At 67.5% G+C, this 24,874-nt stretch carries 25 protein-coding genes; 20 read left to right on the top strand and 5 right to left on the bottom strand.

Annotated elements, in window-relative coordinates; translation table 11 throughout:
• The first annotated feature begins 5 nt into the window (after positions 1–5).
• The 8 genes from Rhe02_RS43320 to Rhe02_RS43285 all read left to right on the top strand — a co-directional run bounded on the left by Rhe02_RS43320 (position 6) and on the right by Rhe02_RS43285 (position 5,189).
• Complete coding sequence (locus Rhe02_RS43320; RefSeq protein ID WP_203914364.1) at positions 6–185, top strand: hypothetical protein; 180 nt, start codon at positions 6–8, stop codon at positions 183–185.
• A gap of 73 nt (positions 186–258) precedes the next feature.
• The gene (locus tag Rhe02_RS43315; protein WP_203914363.1) at positions 259–945 is read left to right on the top strand and encodes a hypothetical protein; all 687 of its coding nucleotides are present in this window, start codon (positions 259–261) and stop codon (positions 943–945) included.
• 2 nt (positions 946–947) lie between these two features.
• Positions 948–1,256, top strand: coding sequence for a hypothetical protein (locus Rhe02_RS43310; RefSeq protein ID WP_203914362.1), 309 nt, complete (start codon positions 948–950; stop codon positions 1,254–1,256).
• 24 nt (positions 1,257–1,280) lie between these two features.
• Positions 1,281–2,084, top strand: coding sequence for a hypothetical protein (locus Rhe02_RS43305; RefSeq protein WP_203914361.1), 804 nt, complete (start codon positions 1,281–1,283; stop codon positions 2,082–2,084).
• A gap of 45 nt (positions 2,085–2,129) precedes the next feature.
• Positions 2,130–3,830, top strand: a complete 1,701-nt coding sequence (locus Rhe02_RS43300; RefSeq protein WP_203914360.1) for a sensor histidine kinase — start codon at positions 2,130–2,132, stop codon at positions 3,828–3,830.
• Complete coding sequence (locus Rhe02_RS43295) at positions 3,821–4,483, top strand: response regulator (protein WP_203914359.1); 663 nt, start codon at positions 3,821–3,823, stop codon at positions 4,481–4,483. The genes Rhe02_RS43300 and Rhe02_RS43295 overlap by 10 nt, the downstream gene beginning before the upstream one ends.
• Before the next feature lie 108 nt (positions 4,484–4,591).
• Positions 4,592–4,897 carry a WXG100 family type VII secretion target gene (locus Rhe02_RS43290; RefSeq protein WP_203914358.1) on the top strand — a complete coding sequence of 102 codons (306 nt, stop codon included), beginning with the start codon at positions 4,592–4,594 and terminating at the stop codon, positions 4,895–4,897.
• A gap of 16 nt (positions 4,898–4,913) precedes the next feature.
• A complete protein-coding gene (locus tag Rhe02_RS43285; protein ID WP_203914357.1) occupies positions 4,914–5,189 on the top strand; it encodes a WXG100 family type VII secretion target in 276 nt (91 codons plus the stop codon).
• A 23-nt stretch (positions 5,190–5,212) separates the two neighbouring features.
• Here Rhe02_RS43285 and Rhe02_RS43280 read toward each other — a convergent pair whose 3' ends face one another.
• The gene (locus Rhe02_RS43280; protein ID WP_203914356.1) at positions 5,213–5,455 is read right to left on the bottom strand and encodes a type VII secretion protein EccB; all 243 of its coding nucleotides are present in this window, start codon (positions 5,453–5,455) and stop codon (positions 5,213–5,215) included.
• A 102-nt stretch (positions 5,456–5,557) separates the two neighbouring features.
• Between Rhe02_RS43280 and Rhe02_RS43275 the strand changes: the two genes are divergently transcribed.
• Positions 5,558–6,766, top strand: coding sequence for a type VII secretion protein EccE (locus Rhe02_RS43275; protein WP_203914355.1), 1,209 nt, complete (start codon positions 5,558–5,560; stop codon positions 6,764–6,766).
• A complete protein-coding gene (locus Rhe02_RS43270) occupies positions 6,766–7,413 on the top strand; it encodes a hypothetical protein (protein WP_203914354.1) in 648 nt (215 codons plus the stop codon). The genes Rhe02_RS43275 and Rhe02_RS43270 overlap by 1 nt, the downstream gene beginning before the upstream one ends.
• Before the next feature lie 11 nt (positions 7,414–7,424).
• On the opposite strand, the gene eccD is transcribed toward Rhe02_RS43270, so the two are convergent.
• Entirely contained in the window at positions 7,425–8,810 is a 1,386-nt protein-coding gene (gene eccD, locus Rhe02_RS43265; RefSeq protein WP_203914353.1) for a type VII secretion integral membrane protein EccD, read from the bottom strand.
• Positions 8,811–8,917: 107 nt separating this feature from the next.
• On the opposite strand from eccD, the gene eccCa reads away from it, so the two are divergent.
• From eccCa to Rhe02_RS43250, 3 genes are read left to right on the top strand one after another with little or no spacing between them, the layout of a single operon-like run.
• On the top strand, positions 8,918–12,907 hold the full coding sequence (gene eccCa, locus Rhe02_RS43260; RefSeq protein WP_203914352.1) for a type VII secretion protein EccCa: 3,990 nt from the start codon (positions 8,918–8,920) through the stop codon (positions 12,905–12,907).
• A gap of 39 nt (positions 12,908–12,946) precedes the next feature.
• On the top strand, positions 12,947–13,291 hold the full coding sequence (locus Rhe02_RS43255) for a hypothetical protein (protein WP_203914351.1): 345 nt from the start codon (positions 12,947–12,949) through the stop codon (positions 13,289–13,291).
• 2 nt (positions 13,292–13,293) lie between these two features.
• Positions 13,294–14,376, top strand: a complete 1,083-nt coding sequence (locus Rhe02_RS43250; RefSeq protein WP_203914350.1) for a WXG100 family type VII secretion target — start codon at positions 13,294–13,296, stop codon at positions 14,374–14,376.
• 47 nt (positions 14,377–14,423) lie between these two features.
• Here Rhe02_RS43250 and Rhe02_RS43245 read toward each other — a convergent pair whose 3' ends face one another.
• Positions 14,424–15,530: a S8 family serine peptidase gene (locus Rhe02_RS43245; protein ID WP_203914349.1), complete on the bottom strand. Its 1,107-nt coding sequence runs from the start codon at positions 15,528–15,530 to the stop codon at positions 14,424–14,426.
• Positions 15,531–15,672: 142 nt separating this feature from the next.
• On the opposite strand from Rhe02_RS43245, the gene Rhe02_RS43240 reads away from it, so the two are divergent.
• Genes Rhe02_RS43240 through Rhe02_RS43220 form a run of 5 tightly spaced genes read left to right on the top strand, consistent with a single transcriptional unit; the run spans position 15,673 to position 18,815 of the window.
• Positions 15,673–16,023: a hypothetical protein gene (locus Rhe02_RS43240; RefSeq protein ID WP_203914348.1), complete on the top strand. Its 351-nt coding sequence runs from the start codon at positions 15,673–15,675 to the stop codon at positions 16,021–16,023.
• Positions 16,023–17,243 (top strand): hypothetical protein, encoded by a 1,221-nt coding sequence (locus Rhe02_RS43235; RefSeq protein WP_203914347.1) that lies wholly within the window; start codon positions 16,023–16,025, stop codon positions 17,241–17,243. The genes Rhe02_RS43240 and Rhe02_RS43235 overlap by 1 nt, the downstream gene beginning before the upstream one ends.
• A gap of 44 nt (positions 17,244–17,287) precedes the next feature.
• Entirely contained in the window at positions 17,288–17,575 is a 288-nt protein-coding gene (locus Rhe02_RS43230) for a hypothetical protein (RefSeq protein ID WP_203914346.1), read from the top strand.
• Positions 17,572–18,351: a hypothetical protein gene (locus tag Rhe02_RS43225; protein WP_203914345.1), complete on the top strand. Its 780-nt coding sequence runs from the start codon at positions 17,572–17,574 to the stop codon at positions 18,349–18,351. Before Rhe02_RS43230 ends, Rhe02_RS43225 begins: the two co-directional genes overlap by 4 nt.
• A gap of 23 nt (positions 18,352–18,374) precedes the next feature.
• Positions 18,375–18,815 carry a YbaB/EbfC family nucleoid-associated protein gene (locus Rhe02_RS43220; protein ID WP_203914344.1) on the top strand — a complete coding sequence of 147 codons (441 nt, stop codon included), beginning with the start codon at positions 18,375–18,377 and terminating at the stop codon, positions 18,813–18,815.
• Positions 18,816–18,827: 12 nt separating this feature from the next.
• Here the strand turns inward: Rhe02_RS43220 and Rhe02_RS43215 are convergent, their stop codons facing one another.
• Entirely contained in the window at positions 18,828–21,734 is a 2,907-nt protein-coding gene (locus tag Rhe02_RS43215) for a WD40 repeat domain-containing serine/threonine protein kinase (RefSeq protein ID WP_203914343.1), read from the bottom strand.
• Positions 21,735–21,858: 124 nt separating this feature from the next.
• Entirely contained in the window at positions 21,859–23,403 is a 1,545-nt protein-coding gene (locus Rhe02_RS43210) for a hypothetical protein (RefSeq protein WP_203914342.1), read from the bottom strand.
• Positions 23,404–23,883: 480 nt separating this feature from the next.
• Between Rhe02_RS43210 and Rhe02_RS43205 the strand changes: the two genes are divergently transcribed.
• The gene (locus Rhe02_RS43205) at positions 23,884–24,327 is read left to right on the top strand and encodes a hypothetical protein (RefSeq protein ID WP_203914341.1); all 444 of its coding nucleotides are present in this window, start codon (positions 23,884–23,886) and stop codon (positions 24,325–24,327) included.
• Positions 24,328–24,360: 33 nt separating this feature from the next.
• Positions 24,361–24,874: hypothetical protein (locus Rhe02_RS43200; protein ID WP_203914340.1), on the top strand; the 514-nt coding region annotated here is incomplete at its 3' end.

Here is a 24,874-nt window from a genome sequence, read left to right as displayed (position 1 = left end):
AAAGCATGACTCCTCAGCTTTCGGCCAGAAACCTCATCATTCTTTCCATCAGCTACGGTCTGGCGGTCGGCGCGATTGCCGCCCTCAATGGGCCGGTCACGCCCGTCGCCGTCCTCGGCGGTCTCATCCTCGGCGGCCTGTGGGCCGTGCGTGGCGTGATGGGTGGTGGCCGCGACAGAAGCTAGCTACGGACCGAGTACTTTACCGTTTTACCACCGGCAACGAGGTGCTATATTTCGCTGCGTCGATAGGGGTTACATGGCGGAGGACATCCTTCGGGAAATGGGCGGCCATGCGGCCAGCCAGCAAAGGCTAATTCACGATTTCCAGGGCGGAATGCCGCAGACGGTGCAGGCCACCGATCCCAGCGGCGTCGTGCAGGTGACGCTGGACGCCGAAGGGCTACCGGCTTCGTTTGAGGTCGATGAGGGTTGGGCGCGCAGCTTGCACCCCACGGCATTCGGCCCTGCGGTGGCGGCTGCGTTCGCGGCGGCCACGAAGCAACGGCTGACCGCCTGGGCGAGCCTGCTGGAAAAGGTCGACCTGCCCACCTCTGAAGTCGACGAGCAACCTGTTGCGGCCCAAGCGTTCCAGCCGCCGAGTAGGCCCGAAGTCCCGGTGCATCCTAGGGAGGTCGGCGAGCTTTTGCGTGAACTGCTCGAAATCACCGCCGACCTCGAGGCCCTCACCGAACCCCAGGTGCGCCAGGCAACCGGCTCCGCCGCCTCCGGCATGCTCACGCTGACCCTTGGCAGCGACGGCGCGCTTTCGTGCTCGGCCGACCAGGCGTGGGCGTCGGACAAGACCGGCAGCGAGCTGACCTCGGCACTGAACACGGCGCTGGCGGCCGCCCGCAGCGAGCTTGTCAATGCTGCCAACGCCAGCCCGGCCGACCGGGCCGCGCGGCTGCTCAACGAAGCCGCGGCCTTCCTGAGAGGAGATTGAGCATGACCGCTCCAACGGCCGGCTTCGCCGTCGAGACCACCAAACTGCTCGACGAGGCGAAGATCTGGGAGACCGAGAGTCTGGAGATGGAGAACATCGGGAAGAAGGCCGACGTTCTGGAATTCACCGACCAAGGGCTCTACACCCTGTTCATTCCGAAGTACCACCTCATGGTCAATGCCGTGGTCGCCCGCTGCAACGAAGCGCTAGTCCGGATGGGCGAGATCCGCGACACGCTGGGCCACATCGCGACGACCTACGAGGCGACCGAGGAACGGCACGCCCAGCAGCTCGGCACCGTCAGCCCTTAGTCCCCACGGCAGGCAGGAATAGCTATGACCACCCCCGCAGACTTCATCCTTCTGCAAGAGAAGATCAACGATCTGCTCAAGAAGCTCGATGACAAGATCGACGCGATCGACCGGGCGTACCAGAAAGGCTTGCACTATCTGGACGAGGCGGCCGAGTACCTCGGAGACCTGGTGCAAAGCGCTCGACGCGCCTTGGTGAAGCTCTACAACTGGGCCAAGACCGAGATCAATAAGATGAAGGCCGACTTCAACCGGGTCAAGGTCGGAGGCGAGATCATCCTGACGATGATGTCGTGGGACGACAAGTGGTTCGAGATCCGCAATCTCGCCAATGGCGTGGCCGTGAAGCTGAACAACCCCCAGGACAGGCTGGGCACCCATTGGGAAGGGCCGGCCGCCGCCAAGTACTTCACCGTGGTGACCCCGCAGATGGATGCGGCCAAGCGGGTTGCCGCCATGGCGGACAAGACCGCGACCTCGCTGCAGAGCATGGTCACCCACGGGATCGCCTTCATGGTGGCGCTGGCCACCGCGCTCACGGTCGTCATCGGCGGGTTGATCACTCTCATCGTCGGCCTGGCCGGCGGCGTGACCGCCCCGATCGGCGCAGCGGGTCTGCTGACGGCGCTGGGCGCCGCGGTGGCGCTGACGGCAGCCTTCGCGAACTTCGTTGCCCAGCAGGACACTGCCGGGTCAGCCCTCGAGTTCGAGGCCACCAACCCGATCGGTTTCGCCCCCGGCCCGGTGTGGCCGCAGGCAGCCGCCGTTTCCCAGGACGTCACCGCGCACGACGGCGACGCTGCGGACTGGAGGCCGGTCCACCCGTGACCGGAGCCGAGCCAATGATTGAAATGGCTGACTAGGCTATCCATCATGGGTGTAGTGAGTCGTGCGGGGTGGGTTCGCCTGGCATTGCCTATAGCCACTGCCACGTGCGCCTTCGGCGGGGCCGTGGGGGCGATGTGGTCCGAGAGGGCGCAGGAGCCGACCTGGGCCACCCTGGTGACACAGCCGATCGGCCTGTTCGGAATCGGCATCGGCCTGTTCGTGTGGATCCGGGCGACCGCCGGGGCCGCCCGGATGGGTCCGCTGCTCATCGCGGCAGGCTCGCTTTGGTACTTCGGCGATCTTCAGCTCGTCGCCGATCCGGCCTTGGCGCGCCTCGGGTCCTGGCTGTTCCCGCTGCACGCCGTTGTCCTGGCCCATATCCTGCTCGCCTTCCCCGACGGGCGGCTGAGCCGGGCAGTGGACCGTCTGGCCGTCTGGGCGCTGTATCTGTCCACATTGGTCATTCAGGGGCTGCGCACGCTGGCTGAGGACCCATTGCCACCACAGCTGTGGGGCGGCCCGGCGTCGCAGACCTCGATCTGGTCGCCGATCGCCGGAGTGGTCGGCGCGGCATTGACCGCGACGGTGATCGTGCTCATCGGCGGCCGATGGCGCGGCGAGACCCCGGCCGGCCGGCGGGCACGCACCCCGTTCTGGATCTCGGCCGCGCTGGCCGGCCTGGTGATCCTGGCCGGCATCGTGGTGGCGCTGCTGCGGGTGCCGCCGCCGGCCCAGGCCATAGTGCTGGTGTTGTACTCGCTTTCCCTTGCGGTGCTTGCCATAGCGGCCCTGGCGGGGGTGCTGCGGACCCGGGACGGCGAACGGGCGATACACCGAGCCCTGGCCCTGGTCCACGACGGTTCGCTTCGCGACAGCCTGGCCGCCGCCCTCGACGACCCGCACCTGCGGCTGTTCGTGCGCGACGACTCCGGCGGCTATCTGGAGGCTCCAGGAGCCACCAGGGCCGGGCTGGCGCCCGAACGTGCCGTCACCATCGTCGGCCCGGCTCGCCAGCCCCTGGCGGTCCTGGCACACGACCCGTTCCTGGCCGAGCAGGGCCAGCAGCGACGGCTCGCCGCCGCGGTGCTGCTGACCGAGCACCTGCTCCCGCTGCGCTCGGCCAACCTGGCCTACCTGCGCCGGTTGCACATGCACGATCTGCAGGAGATCGAAAGGCGGACCCGTGACCAGATCCGCTCGGATCTGCATGACGGGCCCCAGCATCAGCTCTCGCTGCTGCAGGGCCTGATCGGCCAGGCCAGGCAGCAACTGTCCGGTTCGGACACCCAGCGCCTGCTGCCGCACATCGCCGAGGTGCTGCAGCAGACCGTACGCGACCTCCGCGAGGTGATCGACGGCATCTATCCTTCGGCGCTGCCCGCGATCGGGCTGCGGGCCGCGCTGGAGAGCCTGATGCGGCGTTCGCCGGTGTCGCTGCACATAGACGAACCGGCAGTGCGATGGTCGGATCAGCTGGAGTACGAGCTCTACCTCATCGTCAGCGAGGCGGTGGGCAATGCGCGCAAGCACGCCAACCCGAGCCGGATCGACATCAGGATCCAGCAGCGGGCCGGACACGTCATCGCCGAGGTCTCCGATGACGGACAGGGACTGGCCTTGAGCACCCGGGAAGGCACGGGATTTAAGAACATGAGGGGCCGGGCCGCCGTATTGGGTGGGACTTTGAGCATTCTGGCCAAACCGGGCGGAGGCACGATGGTGAGGGCCGAGCTGCCATGCGGGTAATAGTCGCCGAGGACGGCGGGCTGTTTCATGACTACCTCGTCACCACTTTGCCGCAGCACGGCCTGACCGTGATCGGGCAGGCCAAGACCACCGCGGAGCTGATGACGCTGGTACACAAGGATCCGCCGGACGTCGTCACCCTCGACATGATGATGCCGCGCCAGCGCGCCCCCGCCGACCGTGCGGCGGGGATGGACGCCGCCCGCGAAATCCGGGCCAGCCACCCGGAGGTAGGCATCCTGATGCTTTCCAACCACGGCGAGCTGTCGTGGGTGGAGGCGGTTCTGGCGCTGGGCAACGGGGTCGGGTACCAGCTCAAGGATCGCGTCGACGACATGAGCGCCCTGGTGCAGATCATCCGGACTGTCGCCTCCGGCGGGGTCCGGCTCGACGAGACGCTGGTCTCCGACCTGATCCGCCGCCCGCGCATCAACGACCCGCTGGCGGATCTGCTGCCGCGGGAACGTCAGGTGCTGACCCTCATGGCCAAGGGATGGTCCAACTCGGCGATCGCCTGGAATCTGAATTACTCGGTCAAGGTCATCGAAGAGGTGGTGTCGGCGATCTATCGCAAACTTGACATCCACCCCGACGACGGGATCAACAAGCGAGTCCAGGCGGTGCTGGCATTTCTGCGCTGGGGGCCGCAATGACAGCGACGGGGAAAACCCTGCGGAAGTAGAGGGCTAGCCCACTGGTTGCCTTTCCCCGGGTGGAGCAGCCTAGAGCAGGTATCTACAACCACCAAGGTGGAGGGTCACATGACGATCGAGCTCGATCATGAAACTCTGCTTGCCGCGGCACAGGATGTGCGCGCCACGCGCGAGGAAGCCAATGGTGACCTCAAGCGACTGGCCAACGCCGTATCCGAGCTTAGCGGCGCATGGCAGGGCCAAGCAGCAACGCGTTTCCAGGAGCTGATGGAGCGGTGGAACGGAGACGTCTCCAAGCTCACCGGGGCCATGGGTGACATCGCCGATCTGCTCGACAAGAGCGGCTCACAGCACGCGAGCAACGAAGAGGAACAGGCTCAGATGTTCAACTCCCTGTCCGGTCTGAACGAGTGAGCGCGGAGACGTCGATATGATCAAAGTCAACTACGCCGCGATGGAAACCGCCCACACCGAAATCAAGTCCATCTCGGAAGCGTTGGGCAGCAAGCTCGACAGCCTCAAGGACCGTCTGCAGAAGATCGAGTGGACCGGTAGCGACCGCGAGGCCTACCAAGCCGCTCAGAACAAGTGGGACACCGCTGTTCGCGACATGAACATGGTCCTGGCGGACATCGGCAAGGCGGTCGGCACGGCGCTGGAAAACTACCAGCAGACCGAATTGGGCAACGCCAAGCTGTGGCAGTGACCGGCTCCCGGCGGCAGCCGTGGTTACTGCTGCGCCGGGGCCACACAGGACGGTGACGGCGCCGCTCGGCACCTGTCCTTCTTCACCTGGCCGAAAATGAACATGCCGGCCAGGATCAGCGCCACCAGCAGGGCGCCACCGATAAGCGCTCCACCGGCCCGCGACAACGGCACCTCATGGGCGTCAGGCTCACCGGTAATCAGTGAGGCCTGGATCCGGCGGATCGTGAACCGATGTGCGTGCACCTGTTCCTGTTGGCTGTACAAGGCTTGCTCCTCCTCGCGGGCATCTCAGCTTCTCCGTCCGCGATATGTGCCCACAATACGCATCGGCCACCCCCGGCTGGAAGTCCTGAAAGGCAATAGCCAGTGACCACAGTGGAGGCGATCCGCACCGCAGGATCGAATTCGGTCCCCGGCCGAAGCATGCCGATCGCCAGGATTCTGCTCCTGGAGGCGTTGCTGGCCGGGGCAGCCGGTGCGTATTACGTTGGCACATTCTGGCTCGCCGGCACGTTGCTGGCGTTGTCCATAGCGATAGCGGTGTTCGGGTTCAGGCGCCGTGAGGGGATCAGCTGGGCGCAGCGCCGGGCCCTGACCAAGAAGTTCGCCGCCGCCGCGGCCGTCGCGGCGCCGGCCCCGCCCGCCCCGGCAGCACCGGTAGCGCCCCAAAGCGATGTCGTGCTGGTGGCGCTGAAGGCGATCGCCCCGGCGCTGCGGCTGACCGATGCCACCCATCGCGGCCGCACCATCGGTGTGGCCGAAGACGGGGCCGGCTGGTTCGCGGCGGTCGATCTGGCGCCGGGACGCGGGCTGGACGGCAACCGGCACACCCAGGTTTCCGTGGCGCACCTCGCCGAGCTTCTTGTGGCCGAACATCTTCCGGTCACCGCCATACAGGTGGTGGCCACCTCCGTGCCGGCACCCGCGCCCGGCGCCGAAACCGGGTCCCCCTGCCGGCGTTCCTATCTGAGCCTGATTGCGGATCGGCCCATCGTCGCCGACCACTCGCTGCGGATCGTGGCCCGGCTGTCCGGCGGCGACGCGGCAGCCGCCTCCGCCGCGCGCGGTGGTGGGCTCAAAGGGGTCCAGCGAGCGCTTGCCGCGACACTGGGCAATGTCGTCGCCACCGTTTCGGCGCCCGACTGCGTGGTGGAAACGCTTGACGCGGCGCAACTCGGCGCGGCGCTGCTGGATTCGCTTTACCCGGCCGGTTTCGACCCGCGGCAGCAGACCACGGTCGATGAACAGTGGCAAGCGTGGCACGGCAAGAGCCTGGTGCACCGCACCTGGCGGCTCAAGGGCTGGCCACGGATCCCACTGTCCGAATTGCACGATCGACTGGTGTACACCGGGATTCAGACCGTTGTCACTTCGCTTACCCTGCGCAAAGACCCGTACGGCACCCAGCCGACCGCCGATCTGCTGGTCCGGCTGGTGATGCCGCTGTCGGAGCTGGCCGCCGGCGACGACCGGCTGACGTTGGCTCTGCGCGCGGTCAACCTGAGCGCCGAGCCGGTCGATGGCCGTCAAGCCGCCGCGGCCTACGCCAGCGCCCCGACCGCAGGGAGCATCTGATGGCCACCACGGTGGATCTCGGTACTCTGGTCGCCCCGATCCGCAGCACGGGCCTGCTGCTCGGCGAGGATCGCCGGCAGCGTCCAGTGCTGCTGCGGATGTTCGGGCCCAAAACGGTGCGCCTGAGCGCTGTCGGAAGTGTCTGGTTTGGACAGTTACTCGTCTTCCGGGCGCTGGCGCTGGGCGCGAGGGTCATCGTGCGCACCACCAGCCCGCAGCAGTGGCAGAACCTGGGCAGCACCGCGACCCAGCGCCTGGATCGCTTGCACGTCACCAGCGGCGACCAGCAGCCTTACGCGATCGGTGGACCCGCCCAGCCGCTGTTGATCCTTGACGACTTCGGTCAGATCGGCGCGTCGATCACCGCGATGCCGTGGCTGGCCCACCTCACCCTGCTTCGTCAGCTCACCCCGCGCGGCGTCAACACGCTCAAGGACGCCGATGTGGTGTTGCTGCAACGTCTTTCGTCCTCCGAAGCCGAGATCGCCACCGCGGTGTTGCGGCTGGAACAGCGCAACGCCATGCGGGTGCAGGCGCTTTTCGACGACATGGTCGCCGTCGTCGGTGGCGAGATAGACCGCCACGCGTCCTTGACTCCGACCCCGATCGAGCAGGAGCTGCTCGGCCCGCCGGGAAGGCGGGACTGACGGCCATGGGCTCAGGTCGCCGACTGCATCCAGGCGAACAGCTGACACAGCCACGCGGTCAGCGGAACGACCGCGACCGTCAGCGCGGCCTCGGCCAGATCGACCGTGCGGCCCCAAACCGGAGAGCTGCGCCGCTGCGTGCCGTCCAGCGCCTTGACGAAGGCGGCGCTGGCCACCGCACCGAACAGGAACACCATGGTGGCCACGCGGGCATTGCCGCTGAGGGTCAGGTCGGCGCCGATCAGCACACCGGCCAGCCCGACCAGGCCACCGCCGAGCAACGGCAACCGTTGCCAGAGCAGGTGGAAGGCGCGAGCCCGCGACCACAGCAGCGCGGTGAGCACACCGGCCAGCAACAGGCCGGGAAGTGCCCCGTCGATGCCGATGACGAAGGCGGCGCCGGATTCGACAACCGCGAATCCACCGATCATCGCGGCGAGCAGAGTGGCGGCACGGTTGCTTCGGCGCAGGGCGGCGCTGGTGTCGATGCTGTCATCGTCCTCGCGCACATCCCGCGGGCCGGTGGGCACGGAAGGCATTGGCAGGTGCGCCATCCGGAAGGCCAGCATCGGCAGGCTCGGCAACACCGCCAGCGCCAGCACCGCGATGATGGCGGCACAGGCCGCCGGGGAAAGCCCGGTCAGCAGGGACAGCTCGGCACCCAGGGCCAGGGCCGCGAAACCCGCGCCGACGGCCAGCATGACCGGGCCGTGTGGGCGCACCACCAGACCGGTGATGGCGGCGGCCACCGTGGCCACCGTGCCCGCCACGAGCACATGCGGGACACCGAGCTGGGTGATCGCCTTGTCCCCGGCCAGGATCATCAGCCCGCCGACCGCGGAATAGAGCACCGCGAAAAGCGTGAGCACCAGCGAGACCCGAGGATTCTTGGTCTGTCCAGCCGCGACCCCGGCCAGGATCAGCAGCACAGCGCAGCTGAGCGCGCCGATGCCGGGCAGCTGCAGCGGCGCTCCGCTGAGGATCAGCGCAGCCAGGCCTCCGGCCAGCATCAACACGCCAGTGACCAGGCCGAAGGGCTGGGCCGACGCCGACTGCCACACGCCCGCGCGCTGCTGGCTGGTGGCGATCGCATCGACAACGTCGTCGAAGACGGCCTCCGTCGCGGCCTCGTCGCGCTGTTGCAGATAAAGCAACTCGCCGTCGCGGACCTGCAGCTGGCTCAGCGAACGCTCCGGATTGAACGGCGCCTGCCCGAGCCGGGCCAGGGACCAGCCGCCGGCGGCCTCCGACTCCTTGGCGGCATCGGCGCCGACATAGCGCAGCAGGGTCGGCAGCAGGTGCACCAGCGGCACCTCCACCGGCAGGGCCAGATCGACCCGCACCGTGGGGGCCACGATCGTCACGCGGCTCATGGCATCGTTGAGGACACTTGTCACGTTGGGTCTCCGATTGATCTTTGTCGACGGCTGACCGGTGTCCGCAAGACTATAGACAATGGCCCGTTCGCGCAGCAGCCGGACGTAAGATCTCAGGGGCGGATCCGTTGACCACGACTGTGTTTCCCAGACCGCCACGGCAGCCGGGCCCCAAACCGCCCAAGGACGAGCTGCGGCTGGAGCCACCCCTTGAGCTGACCAAGCAGCTGCCGCGCGGCTTGGGCCAGGTGTTCATGATGGTGCCGATGCTCGGCGGCATGGGCGCGATGGCGCTGATGCTCTCCAGCAGCGGCAGCTCCACCCGGATGTATCTCGGTGGCGGGCTCTTCGTGGCCTCGCTGCTGGGGATGGTCGTGGGGTTCTTCGCCGGCGGCGGGGCCAAACGGGCCGAGCTGAACTCGCAGCGCCGCGACTACCTGCGCCACCTGGGCCAGGCCCGGCGGCGGGTGCGCCGTTCCGCCGCGGCGCAACGGGAAGCTCTGCTGTGGCGGCACCCGAATCCGGCCGCGCTGTGGTCGATGGTGGAGGCGGGCCGGATCTGGGAACGCCGTCCCGACGACCCGGATTTCACCCAGATCCGTCTGGCGACCGGCGCGCAAAAGGCTGCGATTGGCCTGATTGTGGCCGAGGCCAAGCCCATCGAGGACCTCGAGCCGTTGACAGCGATCGCGTTGCGGCGCTTTCTGCGCGCCCACGCCCAGGTGGACGATCTGCCCATCGCGTTGGCAATGAAGGCATTTAGCCGGGTACTGCTTCGTGGCGATCGCGCGCGCACCCTCGATCTGACCCGGGCCATGCTGTGCCAGCTGGCGACCTTCCACGCCCCGGGCGAGCTGCAGGTGGCGGCCGTGGTGGCCGACGATCGGCGAGCCGAGTGGGAGTGGTTCAAGTGGCTGCCCCATGTGCAGCACGGTGGGCGCTCCGATGCCGCGGGGCCGGTCCGGCTAGTCTTCGAAAGCCTGATGGAGCTGGAAGAGGCGTTGCGCGATCAGCTGTCGAGCCGGGTCGGCGCGGGCGGGGTGGCCATTCCGCACATCGTCGTGCTCTGCGACGGCGGCGACGCCCCCGCCGCTTCCCTGCTGCGCCGCGCCGCTGTGCCCGGGGTGACCCTGCTGGACATCTCCGGCGTCCTGGTAAGGGGAGCGGGCCGCGCGATCAGCCTGGAAATCGGGGCCGACGGTGTGCTGAGCAGAGTGGACGGGGAAACCACCTCGCCGCTCGGCCGGGCCGACGCCCTGGGCCAGGCGGCCGCGGACGCGGTGGCCCGCGGGCTCGCGCCATGGAAGCTGGCGGTGAAGGCGCAAGCGAACGCCGCACCGGTCAGCACCGATTTCGCCTCCCTGCTCAACCTTGGCGATCTCGAAAACTTCGACTTGCGTACCCTATGGAAGCCCCGGGAAGACAGGGACAGGCTGAAGATCCCGCTGGGCCTGGCCCCGGACAGTTCCAAGGTGGACATCGACTTCAAGGAGTCGGCGCACCAGGGCATGGGCCCGCACGGCATCCTCATCGGCGGCACCGGCTCGGGCAAGAGCGAGCTGTTGCGCACCATCGTCGCGGCGCTGGCGGTCACCCATTCCTCGGAGGACCTCAATTTCGTCCTGGTCGACTTCAAGGGCGGGGCAACCTTCGCCTCGCTGGATGTGTTGCCGCACACCAGTGCCATCATCACCAACCTATCCGACGAGCTGCCGCTGGTCGACCGGATGGAGGAGGCGCTGCGCGGCGAGCTGGTGCGCCGGCAGGAGTTGCTGCGCAAGGAGGGCAACTACGTCTCGCGCTACGACTACGCCAAGGATCGCATGGCGGGCAAGCCGTTGCCGCCGATGCCAAGCCTGCTCATCATCTGCGACGAGTTCAGCGAGCTGTTGACCGCCAAGCCGAGCTTCGCCGATCTGTTCCTTCAGATCGGGCGGGTGGGCCGCTCGCTCGGCGTGCACATTCTGCTGGCCAGCCAGCGTTTGGAGGAGGGCAAGCTGCGCGGCCTGGACAGCCTGCTGTCCTACCGGATCGGCCTGCGCACCGACGCCGCCACCGACAGCCGCGCGGTCATCGGCGTCAGCGATGCCGCCGAGTTGCCCAAGGGTGGCGGCCACGGCTACCTCAAGCCTGATCCGTCAACGCTTCTGCGCTTCCGCGGCGCTTACATCTCCGGCCCGTACCGCCGCAAGGCCGTAGGTGATTCGGCCGGCGCGGTGGCCGAGGCCAGCCGGCAGGTGGTGCCCTTCACCACCAGCCCGGTGATCCAGAAGGAGCCGGAGGTGGTGGCGGCGCCGAGGCCCGCGGTGGTGGCAAGTGCCGAAGCGGACGACGAAGGCGGCTCGCGGGTGGCCACCGTGCTGGACATCATCGTGGAGCGGCTCAAGGGTCAGGGCATTCCGGCGCACAAGGTGTGGCTGGATCCGCTGGACCTGCCGCCGACGCTGGATCAGCTTTTCTCCGCGCCCGACGTGGTGGGCGAGCGACCGGGCCGGGGTCTGTCCACATCGGACATTGGCACGCTGAAGACCCCGATCGGGGTGGTGGACAAGCCCGCCGACCAACGCCGCGACCCGCTTGAACTCGACCTGGACGGCGCCGGTGGCAACATCCTCGTCATCGGCGGCACCCGCACGGGCAAGAGCACCCTGCTGCGCACGTTCATCACCTCGATGGGGCTGACCCACACCCCGGCCGAGGTTCAGTTCTTCTGCCTCGACTTCGGTGGCGGATCGCTGCGCGGCATCGACGACCTGCCGCACGTGTGTGGGGTGGCCAACCGGCGCGAGATCGAAGCCGTGCGGCGCACGGTCTCCGAGGTCACCGCGATCCTCGACGAGCGGGAAGCCCGCTTCGCCGAGCTGGGCACCGACATCGCGGAGTGGCGCAAGAAGCGGGCCAGCGGCGCGGTGACCGATGACCCGTTCGGCGACGTGTTTTTGGTGGTGGACAACTGGACCACGGTGCGGGAGGAGTTCGAGTCGCTCGAGCCGATCATCACCGGGCTGGCCACCCGCGGGCTGAACTTCGGCATCCACGTCGTGGTGACCGCTCCGCGCTATGTCGACGTGCGCTCGAACCTGCGTGACGCGCTTCGGACCCGGCTGGAGCTGCGCCTCGGCGACCCGTCCGACTCCGAACTGGACCGCAAGGCCGCCATCAACGTGCCCCCCGGACGGCCCGGGCGCGGCCTGGCCACGCTCGGCGGGCGCTCTTACCACTATCTGATCGCCCTGCCCCGCACGGACGGCGTCAACGACCCGGAAAGCGTGTCGGAGGGACAGGCCGCGCTGGTGGCCCGCTCCCGTGCCGCCTGGCAGGGACCGCCGGTGCGCCGGGTGCGGCTCCTGCCGCAGATGCTGACCGCCGCCGAGCTCAACGAGCAGTCTCCCCCGGCGAAGGCCGAGAACATCCTCATTGGACTCAACGAGAGCAAGCTGGCCGCGGTGCGGCTCGACTTCAACCGCGACCCCCATCTGATCGTCTTCGGTGACACCGAATGCGGTAAGACCAACCTGTTGCGCCACATCACCCGGCAGATCACCGCCGAGAACGAGCAGAACACCGAGCTGTCAAACCTCAAGTCACCGCGCCAGAGCCGCATCATCCTCGTCGACTTCAAGCGCGCGCTGCTCGAAATCGCTGACGGGCCAATGATTTTCAAGTACGTCACGTCGGCCACCGATCTGACCGACACCATCAAGGAGCTGCGGGCGGTCCTCACCCAGCGGCTGCCGGGGCGCGACGTCACCCCGGCACAGCTGCGTGAGCGAAGCTGGTGGAAAGGCAAGGCCCTCTATCTGATGATCGACGACTACGATCTGGTCGGTGGCGGGGGCAGCCCGCTGGGACCGTTGGCGGATCTGCTTTCCCAAGGCGCTGACATTGGCTTTCACGTGGTCCTCGCCCGGCGGGCAAGCGGCGCCGGGCGCGCCATCCACGAGTCGGTCATCACACAGATGCGCAACATCGAAACCCCGGTGCTGCTGATGTCGGGCCCCGCAGACGAAGGCCCGCTCGTCGGCAAGCTGCGCCCCGGCCCCCTACCCGCCGGACGCGGCCATCTGGTGCGCCGCGACGGTACCCAGACGATTCAAACCGCCTGGAGCGACATATGAGAACCCCATCAATAACCACATTGTGCTTAGGAGTGGCCGATGTCTGAACTAGACGGCGCGCAAGTACAGATCGATCCCGACGCCATCGATGAGCATGCCAATAGGCTTGAGGCGTCCTGGAATCATCTGGTACGCATTGACAACCACCTGCGTTCGGTCGAGCAGTGGATCCACGATGACACCGACGACTCCGGTTTCGGCGCGTTCATGCGGGCACAGATGTTCTTCGCCCAGCACAAGCAGGTCATCGAGACGCTCAAGGCTTCTCTGGGCGCGACCCTGAACACGTTGGAGGCCACCGCGCAGGGCGCCCGGCGAATGGCCAACCAGTACCGCCAAATGGAAGGCGCCAACCTCGACACGATGACCCCCGGGGAGGTCTGACCATGGCACAGTCCTACCGCGCCGTGAAACCACCATGGCCCGAGGGGGAGCCATCCTGGGCACAGGTGGTCAACCGGGTCATCGTCCGCGGGCGGCCCAACTATTTGCGCCACGCCGCGGACATCTACGACGACGTGTTCACCCAGCTGCACAGCGCGGCGAACAACATCGACAGCGATCTCGAGTGGCTCAGCCAGCACTGGAGCGGCCCGGCCTTCGACAACTACCAGCGTTCGGTGGCCGGCATCGCCACCGAGCTCCGCCGGATCATCGAGGAGGCCAACGCCTACGGCGGCATCAGCAACGCCTTGCGCCAGGCCGCCGACCGGCTCTACGCCTACCAGCAGGTCATCCCGATCCCCCGCGACTGTGCCGCGGATGTGGTGCGGGCGCACCACGAGGGGCTGGAGCTGACCGATCACCGCATCGAAGAGGCCCTGCGCAAGGAGGCCGAGGACAGCGGGTTCTTCTCGTTCTTCTTCGACTTTCTCGACTGGCTCAGCGACGTCATCAACGACCACACCGGAACCGCCCGGGACCAATACCGGTCCCTGTCCAGCGACTACGCCAACGCGGCCGCCTCCGCGCCGGACAGTGTGGAGCCGCCTCGGGTCATCACCCCGTCCGGCTACACCCCGAACAACACCACCGGTGACATCGGCGGCGGCGGGGGTTACTACCGTCCGCCGAGCGGTCTGGGCGACCCCACCCACCTCAACCCCGACGACCTCAACGGCCTGGGCGACGGTCCCGGCTTCGGTGACCTGTCCGGCACCGGCACGGGCGGCAGCCTGGCCGGAGCGGGCGGCGGCAGCCTCGCCGGTTCGGCGGGCGGCGTCGGGCTGGGCGCGGGCGGCGCGAAGTTCTCAGACACCGGAGCTGCTTTCGGTACCCCGGTAAATCTGGCGGGCGCGTTGCCACCTGGCGTCGGCGGCATGGGTGGCGGCATGGGCATGCCGATGGGCGCCGGAGCCGGAGCCGGCGGGGCGGGTGGCGAAGATGGCTACTCCACCTGGCTCACCGACGACAGCGACTCCTGGAACCGGGCCCGTGACGGCCAGTCGGCTCCGCCAGTGCTCGAATAGGGAGATGGGCAACCCGGCCCGGCCGTCCACAAAGGATGGCCGGGCTTTCACTCCACCGCGGTCCGCGTGATCAGGCGGATCACCAGAACCAGGCCCAGCATGCCCACGCCCGCGATCGAAACCCAGATCGCGGTGAGCTGATCGGGGGTGAACGACCGGCTGGGCTTGACCCCCAGCACCCCAGGACCGCTAAGCTTCACCACCGCCCGATAGGGATTGACGACCTGACCGGGCTGATCCGCGGTCTCCCGCAGCAGCCCCCGGATATCGCTCGCCGACAATTCCGGCTTGTAGGCACGGATCAGCGCGGCGGTGCCGGAGACGTAGGCCGAGGCATAGCTGGTGCCCCCATCGGGGGCCAGCCCCATCCCGGTGCCACCGGCCAGCGGGCCCTCTATGTGCCAGCCGGGCGCGCCCAGGCTCACATGTGGCCCGGTCAGCGATGACGCCAGCACGAAGTCGCGGGTGTCGAGCGCGGCGACGGCTATCACCCGGTCGTCGGCGGCTGGCCAGACCTTCGACCCCGCGGGGGTGTTCTGGGTGACGTTGCCGGCCGCGGCGACCACCACAATGTCGTGATCGTCGACGGCTTCGGCGATCGCCGCGCTCAGCCCCTCGTCCGCTTCGGACACCTGCAACGACAAATTGATCACTTTGACACCGGGCTGTTTGATCACCCACCTGATGGCGGCGGCCGTCCGGGCGGCCAGCTCGGTGCCGCTCATCTCGTCGGATTGGCTGGTGATGCGTACCGGAAGGATGCGCGCCTCGGGCGCCATGCCGTAAAACTCGGAGCCCGGACGCTGCGCGCCCGCGATGATGCCGCTGATGATGGTGCCGTGGCCGTTCTCATCGCAGGTGCCGTTACCGGCCGAGTCCACCAGATCGAATCCGCTCTTGACATGCGAAGCGAAAGCGGGATGGGCAGCGGACACGCCAGAGTCGATCACGGCGACGGTGACGCCGGCGCCCTTGGTCAGCGGCCAGACCCGTTGCGGACCAAGTCTTTTCAGCGGCCACGGGGTTTCCTTGACCGTCGTGGCGACGATCGCGGCGTTGGTGGGCGCGCGGCAGGCCGCATAACCGATCGTTTGCGGTGGCGGGAGCACCGACCAGGTCAGGGCCAATGCCGCCACGGCGGGAAGGCGCAGCACGTCACGAGACTAGCGGCCCCGCCCGCACGGCACGGTAGGGAAAACCCTGGGGAAATCGCGGGCTAGCCCACTAGTCTCCCCTTCGGTCGTCCAGCAGCCTTGCTGAGGGTGGAGGCGCAACCGCAGGGGAGACGGGTGAGCGATGTCAGAGGCGGTCACAGGACAATCGGCGGTGGATCCGCCCGCTCTTGACGCCCATGCCCGCCTGCTGGAGGTCAGCCTCGACAATGCTTTGGAGATCAGCAGCGTGCTGACCGAGATCAGGTCCGTGCTGCCCGATCAGTGGCAGCATTCGGGTCTGGGCTCCTTCGCTAGCGCGGCGGGCATCTTCGAAAGGTACGCGGCGGCCAGGGCCGAGTTGCTGGAGTCCATGGCGGCGACCGTGGAAAAGCTTCGCGAGGCCCCGGCCCTGCTCGAGCAGGCCGCCGAGAACTACCGGCAGACCGAGTGGGAAAACGAGTCGCTGATGCGCCACCAGGGCGGTGGTAGCTGATGGATTCGGACAACCTCGGCACCTACGCCAGGATCACCGAGCCGGACCCGCTCTGGGCCGAGGTCGTGGAGCGGGTCATCTGCGACGGGCGGCCCGGATACGTGCGCGATGCCGCGGACCGTTACGAGCATCTGGTGCGCCGGTGGCACGACGAGGCCACCACGATCGAGGACGCGCTGGGCGAATTGGCGCAGAGCTGGGACGGGGCCGCTTTCGCGGCGTACCGAGCCGCGATCGAGAGGATCGTCGCCGACATGCGCCTGGCCGCGACCGGGGCACGCGCCATCGTCGACGCCCTGCGCCTTGCCGCCGATCTGCTGCGCTCCCACCAGGAACGCATCCCGGTGCCGGTGCGGCTGGGCGGTCAGGTCTTCCGGGTGCATTACCAGCGCCGCGATTCGGCCGGCGGGGTCGCACCGTCCAATGCAGACTTCGAGCAGGCGGTCCATGCCGACGTCGTCGAGAGGGAGCCGTGGCTGCCCGCGCCGCAGGCGCTGGAGCAGGCCACCCTGCTGTTCCAGGAGCAGCAAAACGTTGCCCGCCGGGTCTACCGGGAGCTGTCGGCCGCCTACGACGCCGCGGCGGCGCTGCTGCCCGCGTTGCCGATGGCACAGCCCGAGCCGATGATGGTGGTGCAGGAGGAGACCGTCACGGTCAAGCAAGGGCCGAGCAAGCACCGGCCCGACAAAGACCTGAACCTCGACGAAGACACCGATCGGGCCGACAACGCTACCTACGTGGTGGCCGAGCTCGGGGTCCTCGACCTGGCCGACATCGAGGAAACCGAGCTGCCGGTGGCGGTCGCCCTCGGCGCAGAGGCTGACGGCACCTTCCACTCCGCCGGCAACCTGTCCAGCATCGGTCCGGCACCGGGTGCCGGGCCTTCCGACACCGGCGCCTCCTTCGGGGTGCCGGTGTCGATGATGAACACACCCGGCGTCCACACCGGTATGGGCATGGGCACGGGCACGCCCGGCATCAACACCGGCCTGGGCATGCACACCGGCGTGGGCCCCGGTCTGGGCGCCACCCCGGGCGCGGGCATGCACACCGGAATGGGCACCGGCATGGGCACGCACATGAGCACGCCGATGGGCTCCGGTTACGGCGGGGTCATCGGCGGGATCGGCGAGAGCGACCCAAACTCCAACTGGCTGACCGAAAACGACGATGATCCGTCCGGCCAGGACGGCCAGTCGTCGGGCGCGGTCCTGAGCTAAGGGCGATGACTGATATGACAACAGTCCCCGCAGGTGGCGGACATGTGCAGTACGAAGCGATCGAGCGGGCCGAAGGCCAGTTGAGCGGACCGACGATGATGCAGCTGAACCGGGTCAAGGAAGGCGTGGGGGCGATCGAGATCAGCTTCCCCGGCTTCGGCGTGATCGGTGGCAGCCTGGCCGGCTCGCACTCGGCGACCAAACGCGCAACACAGGAGAAGCTCGAGAAATCCGCCGCCAAGCTCACCGAATTCAGCGAGCGGCTGAAGAAAACCATCAAGCAGTGGCAGGCGGCCGACGAGGCGAGCACGATCGAGGAGGTGCCGAGATGAGCGATATGGAGACCAGCGGCGGCGGCGATGGCGGCGATGGTGGCGGCTCCTCGGCCGGGATCTATGTCGCGATTGCTATGTTAGGCGGCTGCGCCTATATCGCGCCGGCCATGAAACAGGCCGCGTTCGACGCGGCGCGCGCAGTGGCCAATGTGGAGGGCATCGGCGAGGCCGGCAAACAATGGGCCGAGCTGGGCAACCACTTGGAAGAGGTGGCCCGTTCGGTCAAGACCGCGGTCTCCTACACCGAACACGGCTGGACAACACAGGACAGAGCTGCCTTCGCCGAGGCAGCAGCGGCCTACCAGCAGGAGCTGATGGAGCTCAAGCGGGTCCTGGAAGGCGTTGGCGGCATGCTGGGCCAGGCCGCCCAGGCCTACGGCCAGCTCTACACCAACCTGCTCATCACGGCGACCATCACCCTGGCCATCCTCATCATCCTGAACGCCTTGCGCGCCAACCCTTTCACGGCCGCGTTCGCGGAGTCGGGCATCCAGATGATCGGGACGACGGTGCCGATGATAATCAAACAGATGATTGGTGGCACCAAGAGCACCTTGGACCAGGTCGGCCAGCAGATGTGCTCGCTGGTGGGAACGAAGCCCGACCCGGACAAGTTCAGCGGCACCATGGACACCATTCTGACCAAGGCATCGGTCACCGACTTTTCCTCGGTCGGTAACCTGTTCTCCTCGGGCGGGGGAAACGATTCCGGTGACTTCTCCTGGTCTCGCGAGTACCAGGGCAGCACTGGCACCACCACCACCGCCGTCTGATCATCGCCAGAGAGGATTAACCCATGACGTCGCCGGAAAGCGGCCTGTCTTGGCTTCGCCCACAGGATGGCGCCAGCCTGCAAGCGATGCAGGAGCTGGTGGCCAAGCTCAGTGAACTCACCGGAAGAGGCAGCGCCGCGGACGGTCTGGTAGAGGTGACCGTCGACAACGCCGGCGCCCTGTCACAGGTGGTCATCGATGCACAGGCGATGCGCCTGGGATCGGCCGAGCTGTCCGCCCACGTGCTGACCGCCGCCAAGGCGGCCAGCCTTGATCTGCAGGCGCACACCCAGGCCGTGCTCAGAGAGACCTACGGGGAGCAGGCCTTGAACCTCGATGCGGCGTCCGCCGGCGATCAGCTGATGAACGAGCTCAAGGGGATGCAGGCGGGCCTGAGCCGATCGCTGGACGACATCAAGGCCGAAGTGTCGCGCATCCACGCGGCTTCCGCGCCGAGTTCTTGACAGGTAAGGCTTTCACGCCACCGCGGACCACAGCCGCAGCGTCTTGTCCGAGCTTCCGCTCACCAGAGACTTGCCGTCGGGCGAGAAAGCCAGCGTGTTGACCGCATCGGTGTGCCCGTTGAACGTGCGCAGGACGGTGCTGCTGCCCACATTCCACAGCAGCATCGTCTGATCCGAGCTGGCGGTGGCAAGCAGCGGCTCACCGGGCTTGAACGCCACCGCATTCACGATGTCGGTGTGTCCACTCAGGACCCGAAGCTGCTGCCCGTTCTTGGCGTCCCACAGCCAGGTGGTGAACGCATCGTTCCCGGTGGCCAGCAGCGTGCTGTCCCACGACCACGCCACCGACGTCGTGGCCGGTGAGATGTTGCGCTGCGCCACGGCCAGCCGGATCCGCGGCCCCGGAGCCGCCTTCTTGCCCGTGACAATCTCCATTTTCTGGGTACCGGTGACAGGATCCCACACCCTGGCCGCGATCACCGTTCCCAACAGAAAGCCTGCCTGGTCGCCGAGATCGCCAACACTGGCCAGCGCCTTCCCGTCGGGAGACCAGGCCAAAGCGAGGGCCGCGGTTTGGTGCCCGACCAGCGTGTGCACCAGCTGCCCGGAGGCGGCCTCCCAGATGCGGATCTTCCGATCGTTGCTGCCGGTCGCCAGCAGCCGGCCATCCGGAGACCAGGCCACCGCCCGGACCGCCTGGTCATGGTCCAGCGTCCTGGCCGCGCCGGTCTGCACATCCCAGATACGGGTGGTGTTGTCCGCAGCGCCGCTGGCCACATGGGTGCCGTCCGGGGACCACTGCACCGCCCACACCTCACCGGCATGCCCGGTAAGCACACGGGTGGCGGCGTCGCTGGTGGTCGTCCACAGCCGCACGGTGAAGTCCGCCGACGCCGAAGCGATCCTCTTTGAGTCCGAAGCCCAGGCAACAGCCCACACCTGATCCTTGTGCCCGGCCAGAACCTCCACATTGGACTTCGCCTTGGGTGTGGGCGAGCCACCCCCGCCGGGCGGCTGCTGTCCGTTCCCGCGGTCACGCAGCACCCAAGCTGTTCCGCCGATCGCGGCCGCCGCCACCAGCCCAGCCCCAGCGACGAGCAAACCCCGCCGCGATCGACCGCCCTCTTCCTTGCGCCGCTGCGGCTCCGGATCGGCATGCGGGTGTTCCTTAACCGCTTCCCGGGCCGGCGGCGGCTTGGGCACGGTCGCGCGCCCCCGGCTGAACCCAGCCGGACTCTGTATCTTGTTCCACGGCCGCCCGTGCAACGTGGGCGGATCAGCCGCAGCGTCTCCACCCGACCCGCCAACCACCGCCGACACCGAACCCAGCGACCCGGCAACCGGCGGAGCATGTGGCGTCGACCCAGGCGGCGCAACAACCCCCGCCGCCCCAATACTCGGCCCCCCAACCGGCGGAGCCGAAACCGGCGCCCCAGCCTGCGGTGCCGCCACAGGCGACCCAACGGGCGGCGGCCAACCCGGCGACCCTACAGGCGGAGCCGAAACGGGCGACCCAGCGGGCGGAGGCGAACCCGGCGACCCAACGGGCGGAGCCGAAACGGGCGACCCAGCGGGCGAAGGCGAACCCGGCGACCCAACGAGCGGAGCCGAACCCGGCGACCCAGCGGGCGGCGGCGAACCCGGCGACCCAGCGAGCGGAGCCGAAACGGGCGACCCAGCGAGCGGAGGCGAACCCGGCGACCCGACAGGCGGTGCTGAGGCCGGCGACCCTGCGGGCGGAACCGACGCAGGCGGCGAAACCGGCGACCTGACGGGCGGGGCTGAAACTGGTGGTGGCGAAAGCGGCGACCCGACAGGCGGAGATGAAACGGGTGGCGCGACAGGTGATGGCGCGAGCGGCGACCCGGCTTGCGGCGACGGGACAGGTGACGGCGAGAGCGGGAACTCCACCGGCGGCGCGGAAAGCGGAGACTCCAGCGGCGGCCCGGAGAGCGGCGACCCCACCGGCGACGCCGAAAGCGGCGACCCCAGTGGCGGCCCGGAAAGCGGCGAGTCCACCGGCGGCGCAGAGAGCGGCGACGAAACTGGCGGCTCTACGGGCGGCGCAGAGAATGGCGGGGGTGGGGCCGGGGGCTGGGGGGCTGCTTGTATCACCGGGCCTTGCAGCAACATGGCTCGGGCCTGGGCCGAGGTGGCTCGCTGACGCGGATCCTTCATCAGCAGGGCGTCGAGCACCGCCGTGAGATAGCCGGCATTTTGCGGGCGGGGATGTGGATCGATTGCCGCGGCGAGGATCGCCACCATGGCGTCCGGGCGGTGGAACGGGCCCTTTCCCTCCAGGGCGAAGAACAGCGTTGCGCCGAGGCCGAACAGGTCACCTTCGGGTCCACTGACGCCGGTGAGCATCCGCTCCGGCGCGACGTATCCGGCCGACCCCATCGGCATGCTGGTGGCGGTGGTGCCGTAACCCATGACTTTGGCGATCGAGAAATCGGTCAGCATGGCGGTCTCGCCGCCGCCCGGCATGAGCACATTGGAAGGTTTGACATCCCGGTGGGTCACCCCGCCCGCATGCGCCGCATTCAAGGCATCCAGCAGGCGCAAGCCCACCTGTGCGGCTTCCTCGGGGCTGAGCGGGCCGTCCTCGTTCACCACCTCTTGCAGGGAACGGCCGGGCACCAGCTGCATGATGATCCATGGTCGGCCGTCGTGCATGGTCACGTCGTGCACCGCGACGATGGCCGGGTGGGTCAGGGCGGCAGCGGCCCTGGCCTCGGTCATGGCCCTGGCGGTCAGCTCGGCATGCTCCTGGGCCGACGTGTGCAGGGGGAAGCGGATCTCCTTGACCGCCACTGGCCGAGCCAGCAGCTCATCAAAGCCCCGCCAAACGGTGCCCATTCCCCCCGAACCGAGCTCGCCGTCGAGCCGGTAGCGGCCGCCGATCAACTCGGTGTCCACGTCACACACATCCCCTCAGGACGAAGAAATTTTCTATCCGGCCGAGGATGACGTCAATCGGCCCTCTATACAAGCATTTAGGCCCGCCGATCAAAATCGGCGGGCCTAAGCCGGTGACGGATGGCTATAGGCTTTCCGGGCGCCGGCGACGCGTGAAGTGGTACACCATGATGCCCACAATCAACAATGCGGTGCCGATGATGGCGACGGTGAGCACCGGCAGACCCGTGACGGGCAGTCCGCCGCCTATGCCGCTGCTGCCCACCCGCAGGCCCGCCTGGTCGTTGGCGGCGTTGCCGTCACGGGTGTCGACGCCTGGTTCCCTAACGGACACCTCACCGTCAGGCGAACTCGACACAATCTTCAACTTGAACGTGAAGATGAAGGACTGTCCCGCACCGAGGAAGGACCCCGGCTGGCTGCACAACCAGAAGCTGGTCTGCTTGGTGCACCCGGGCGGCGCTGTCTGCACCTGGATCCCGGTGGGAATCTTGACGGTGATACGGCTCGCCGGCTGCTTGGTGCGATAGGTGTCGATGGCGCCGGTGCCCCGGTTGGCGATGCCAACCTTGGCACTGACCTCGTCACCGATGCCGCCGCTGACGTTGTCGCCGATCGCGGCCAGGTCGAAGACCTGGGTTGCCACGTTCTGGATCGCGACGAAGCCCCAGTTGTCCTGCGGGTCAATGTCCTCGATCTGCTTGAGGGCGGCCGCTCCCGAGAGCACGCCCACGTTGCCCAGCTGGCAGGGCCCAGAGGTCGGATAGACCAGTTGGGTGTCCTTCAGCGAGGTGACTTCGAAACAGACCTCTTCGTCGCCGAAGGCGTCACCGGTGATGGTGCCGTCGGCACCGGAGGAAAGATCGAACTCGAACGGTTTCGTATCCGTCCGCAGCATCGTCACATCGGGCAGCTCACAAACCACAACAGTGATGTGGGTACTGGCACCCTTGGTGTAGACACAGCCGTCGATCGGGTTGCCGGAGCCGTCGCGCGCCGGCTCGATCCCGCTGGAGAACTCGAGTCGCACCCGGACGCCGACAATGGGTTCAGCGCCGACATTCCGCGCCGTCACCGTGAAGTCAATCTTGTCGCCGACCGCGCATGGCCCCTCTTTGATCTCATCAACGAGCGGGCAGCTCTCGTCATAGACCGTCTGCGGGAAGACACTGCCGACGTCAGGCCCATCGAGCACCGAGATGATGATGGAGGTGGAGTTCAACACGGTCGTTCCGTCACGCAAGACGACGGTGAACTTGGCAAATGCCTCAACCGTGCTGGCGGCGCGGAATCTTACGTCGATTTCCTGTTCGTTCACACCCTCGAAAAGGTGGCAGAAGCCGTCCGCCTGAGTGTCGCAAGGGTCGCCCTCGCCCCTGAAATTCCAGGTGACAGGGCTGGTCCCGGCGATCACATTGCCGGAGCCGTCGGACTTCTCGTTACGGAACTCGATCGACGCGTCAGCAGCGCCGCTGAACGTGACGTCAAAGTCCTTGGCCTTGGATGGCGCACCCGAGCCCTCGCCGATGGCGAGGCCGAAGTTGGTGAGTCCTTGGGCTGTCGCCGTGGCGCCGAAGGCCGGCTCCGCGAAGACTCCGGTGGTCAGCACGCCGAGGGCGCATACCGCCAACATCCTCGCCCACGTGCCCACCTTGCTTTTAGGACGCATATGCGTTTCCTCTTTAGGGATAGGAACCTCTATAGCGAACTGCGCGAGTATATCGATCGGTGGATGGCAGCGAAACCGGGCCTGAGGAGGTTGTCAATCCACGCGGTACGTGAACCTGTACTGAAAGTGCGTGCCATGGAAACCGAAGTAGGTCTTCACGATCTCGCCCAGTTGCCGTTTAGGTATATCTCCACCTCGTCCGAGCCATGCTCGGCCTCGTCATCACAATTGAGGCGGATCAGCTGGAGGGTGCGGATATCGGTGATGCCTGCATCAGGCGAAGCCAGCGCGCCAGCCGGCGTCACCGCGGGCAGGGATCAGCCCGAACACGACGGCCATGATGATTCCAACAATTGAAGAACAAACCACGCCCTGTTACGGCGTCAATTGACCACAATGGACAGTCAGTGGCTATTCCGTGATCGACGCAGCCTGCTCCGACTCCGGTTCCCGTTGCGCCGGAATACCACTGTCCCGGAAATGCCGAGCGAATCCATTGCTGTGTTCCGACGCGTCGCTACCGCCAAACTCGCTGGCCATCATCCTGGCCCCGTCATCGGCATTGCGCCGCGGCAGCGAACCCGCCTCGCCGTCGCCTCCTCGGCGCGGCAACGCGTCTTCGCCGCTGCGGCCACGCTCGGTGAAGCCTCCACCGGCCCAGCCCGATCCAGCCTGACCCAGCTCGTCCTCAGACTCGGTTGTGCTGTCATCGGTCTGGTTCAGCGCATCCAGGCCACTTTCGGCACTCTGGTCTGCTTCGCCCAAAACGTCGAGACTGTCCTCCGGCTGGCCCAGGCCATCGGCATCGCCTGCGTGATCGGCTTGGCCCGCCTCAGCCCGCGTGTGGTCAGCGTGACCGCGTTCGCCCAACGCATCGTGGCCGACAAAGCCTTGCCCCGCCGTGCTTTGGGCACCAAGCCCTAGCTCAGTGGCGCGACCCTGCTCGGCTTGGCCGCGATGGGACCGCCAAAGATCGGTGGCCCGGCTCGGCTCGGCCTCGCGGCGGGTTGCCTGCCACCCATCGGCATGGCGCCCCTGCTCGGCCAGACCGTAACGAGGCTGACCCTGTTGCGCCTGAGCCTGTTCGGCCGCAAAGCGAGACTGGCCAAGCTGCGCTTCCTCGGCCCGCCGCGCTTGCTCAGCCTGATGCGCGTGCCCGCCCTGCCGACTCAGCTCGCTCTGCCGATTCTGCTCGCCGTGCCGGTTCTGCTCGCCGTGAAGACCCTGTTCGCCGTGCCGGTTCTGCTCGCCGTGAAGACCCTGTTCGCTGTGATGGCCCTGTTCGCCATGCCGACTCTGCTCGCCGTGATGGCCCTGCTCGGCTTGCCGGGCTTGCTCAAGCTGGTGCGCCTGCTCGGCTTGCCGGGCTTGCTCAAGCTGGTGCGCGTGCTCGGCTTGCCGGGCTTGCTCGGCCTGGCGGGCCTGCTGCGCATGCTCGGCCTGGCGGTTCTGCTCAGCCTGGTGCGCATGT

Origin of the sequence: Rhizocola hellebori (assembly GCF_016862955.1) — a bacterium.
Taxonomy (GTDB): Bacteria; Actinomycetota; Actinomycetes; order Mycobacteriales; family Micromonosporaceae; genus Rhizocola; species Rhizocola hellebori.
The sequence above is the reverse complement of the archived record's forward strand: the minus strand, read 5'-3'. Positions and strand labels throughout refer to the sequence as shown.

Excerpts from the sequence above, each read along its gene's own strand:
- Rhe02_RS43235 (WP_203914347.1), top strand. The coding sequence starts at position 16,023 with ATGGATTCGGACAACCTCGGCACCTACGCCAGGATCACCGAGCCGGAC.
- Rhe02_RS43285 (WP_203914357.1), top strand. The coding sequence starts at position 4,914 with ATGATCAAAGTCAACTACGCCGCGATGGAAACCGCCCACACCGAAATC.
- Rhe02_RS43205 (WP_203914341.1), top strand. The coding sequence starts at position 23,884 with ATGCCGAGCGAATCCATTGCTGTGTTCCGACGCGTCGCTACCGCCAAA.
- Rhe02_RS43220 (WP_203914344.1), top strand. The coding sequence starts at position 18,375 with ATGACGTCGCCGGAAAGCGGCCTGTCTTGGCTTCGCCCACAGGATGGC.
- Rhe02_RS43210 (WP_203914342.1), bottom strand. The coding sequence starts at position 23,403 with ATGCGTCCTAAAAGCAAGGTGGGCACGTGGGCGAGGATGTTGGCGGTA.
- Rhe02_RS43270 (WP_203914354.1), top strand. The coding sequence starts at position 6,766 with ATGGCCACCACGGTGGATCTCGGTACTCTGGTCGCCCCGATCCGCAGC.
- Rhe02_RS43300 (WP_203914360.1), top strand. The coding sequence starts at position 2,130 with ATGGGTGTAGTGAGTCGTGCGGGGTGGGTTCGCCTGGCATTGCCTATA.
- Rhe02_RS43250 (WP_203914350.1), top strand. The coding sequence starts at position 13,294 with ATGGCACAGTCCTACCGCGCCGTGAAACCACCATGGCCCGAGGGGGAG.
- Rhe02_RS43310 (WP_203914362.1), top strand. The coding sequence starts at position 948 with ATGACCGCTCCAACGGCCGGCTTCGCCGTCGAGACCACCAAACTGCTC.
- Rhe02_RS43240 (WP_203914348.1), top strand. The coding sequence starts at position 15,673 with ATGTCAGAGGCGGTCACAGGACAATCGGCGGTGGATCCGCCCGCTCTT.
- Rhe02_RS43295 (WP_203914359.1), top strand. The coding sequence starts at position 3,821 with ATGCGGGTAATAGTCGCCGAGGACGGCGGGCTGTTTCATGACTACCTC.
- Rhe02_RS43315 (WP_203914363.1), top strand. The coding sequence starts at position 259 with ATGGCGGAGGACATCCTTCGGGAAATGGGCGGCCATGCGGCCAGCCAG.
- Rhe02_RS43225 (WP_203914345.1), top strand. The coding sequence starts at position 17,572 with ATGAGCGATATGGAGACCAGCGGCGGCGGCGATGGCGGCGATGGTGGC.
- Rhe02_RS43320 (WP_203914364.1), top strand. The coding sequence starts at position 6 with ATGACTCCTCAGCTTTCGGCCAGAAACCTCATCATTCTTTCCATCAGC.
- Rhe02_RS43255 (WP_203914351.1), top strand. The coding sequence starts at position 12,947 with ATGTCTGAACTAGACGGCGCGCAAGTACAGATCGATCCCGACGCCATC.
- Rhe02_RS43290 (WP_203914358.1), top strand. The coding sequence starts at position 4,592 with ATGACGATCGAGCTCGATCATGAAACTCTGCTTGCCGCGGCACAGGAT.
- Rhe02_RS43305 (WP_203914361.1), top strand. The coding sequence starts at position 1,281 with ATGACCACCCCCGCAGACTTCATCCTTCTGCAAGAGAAGATCAACGAT.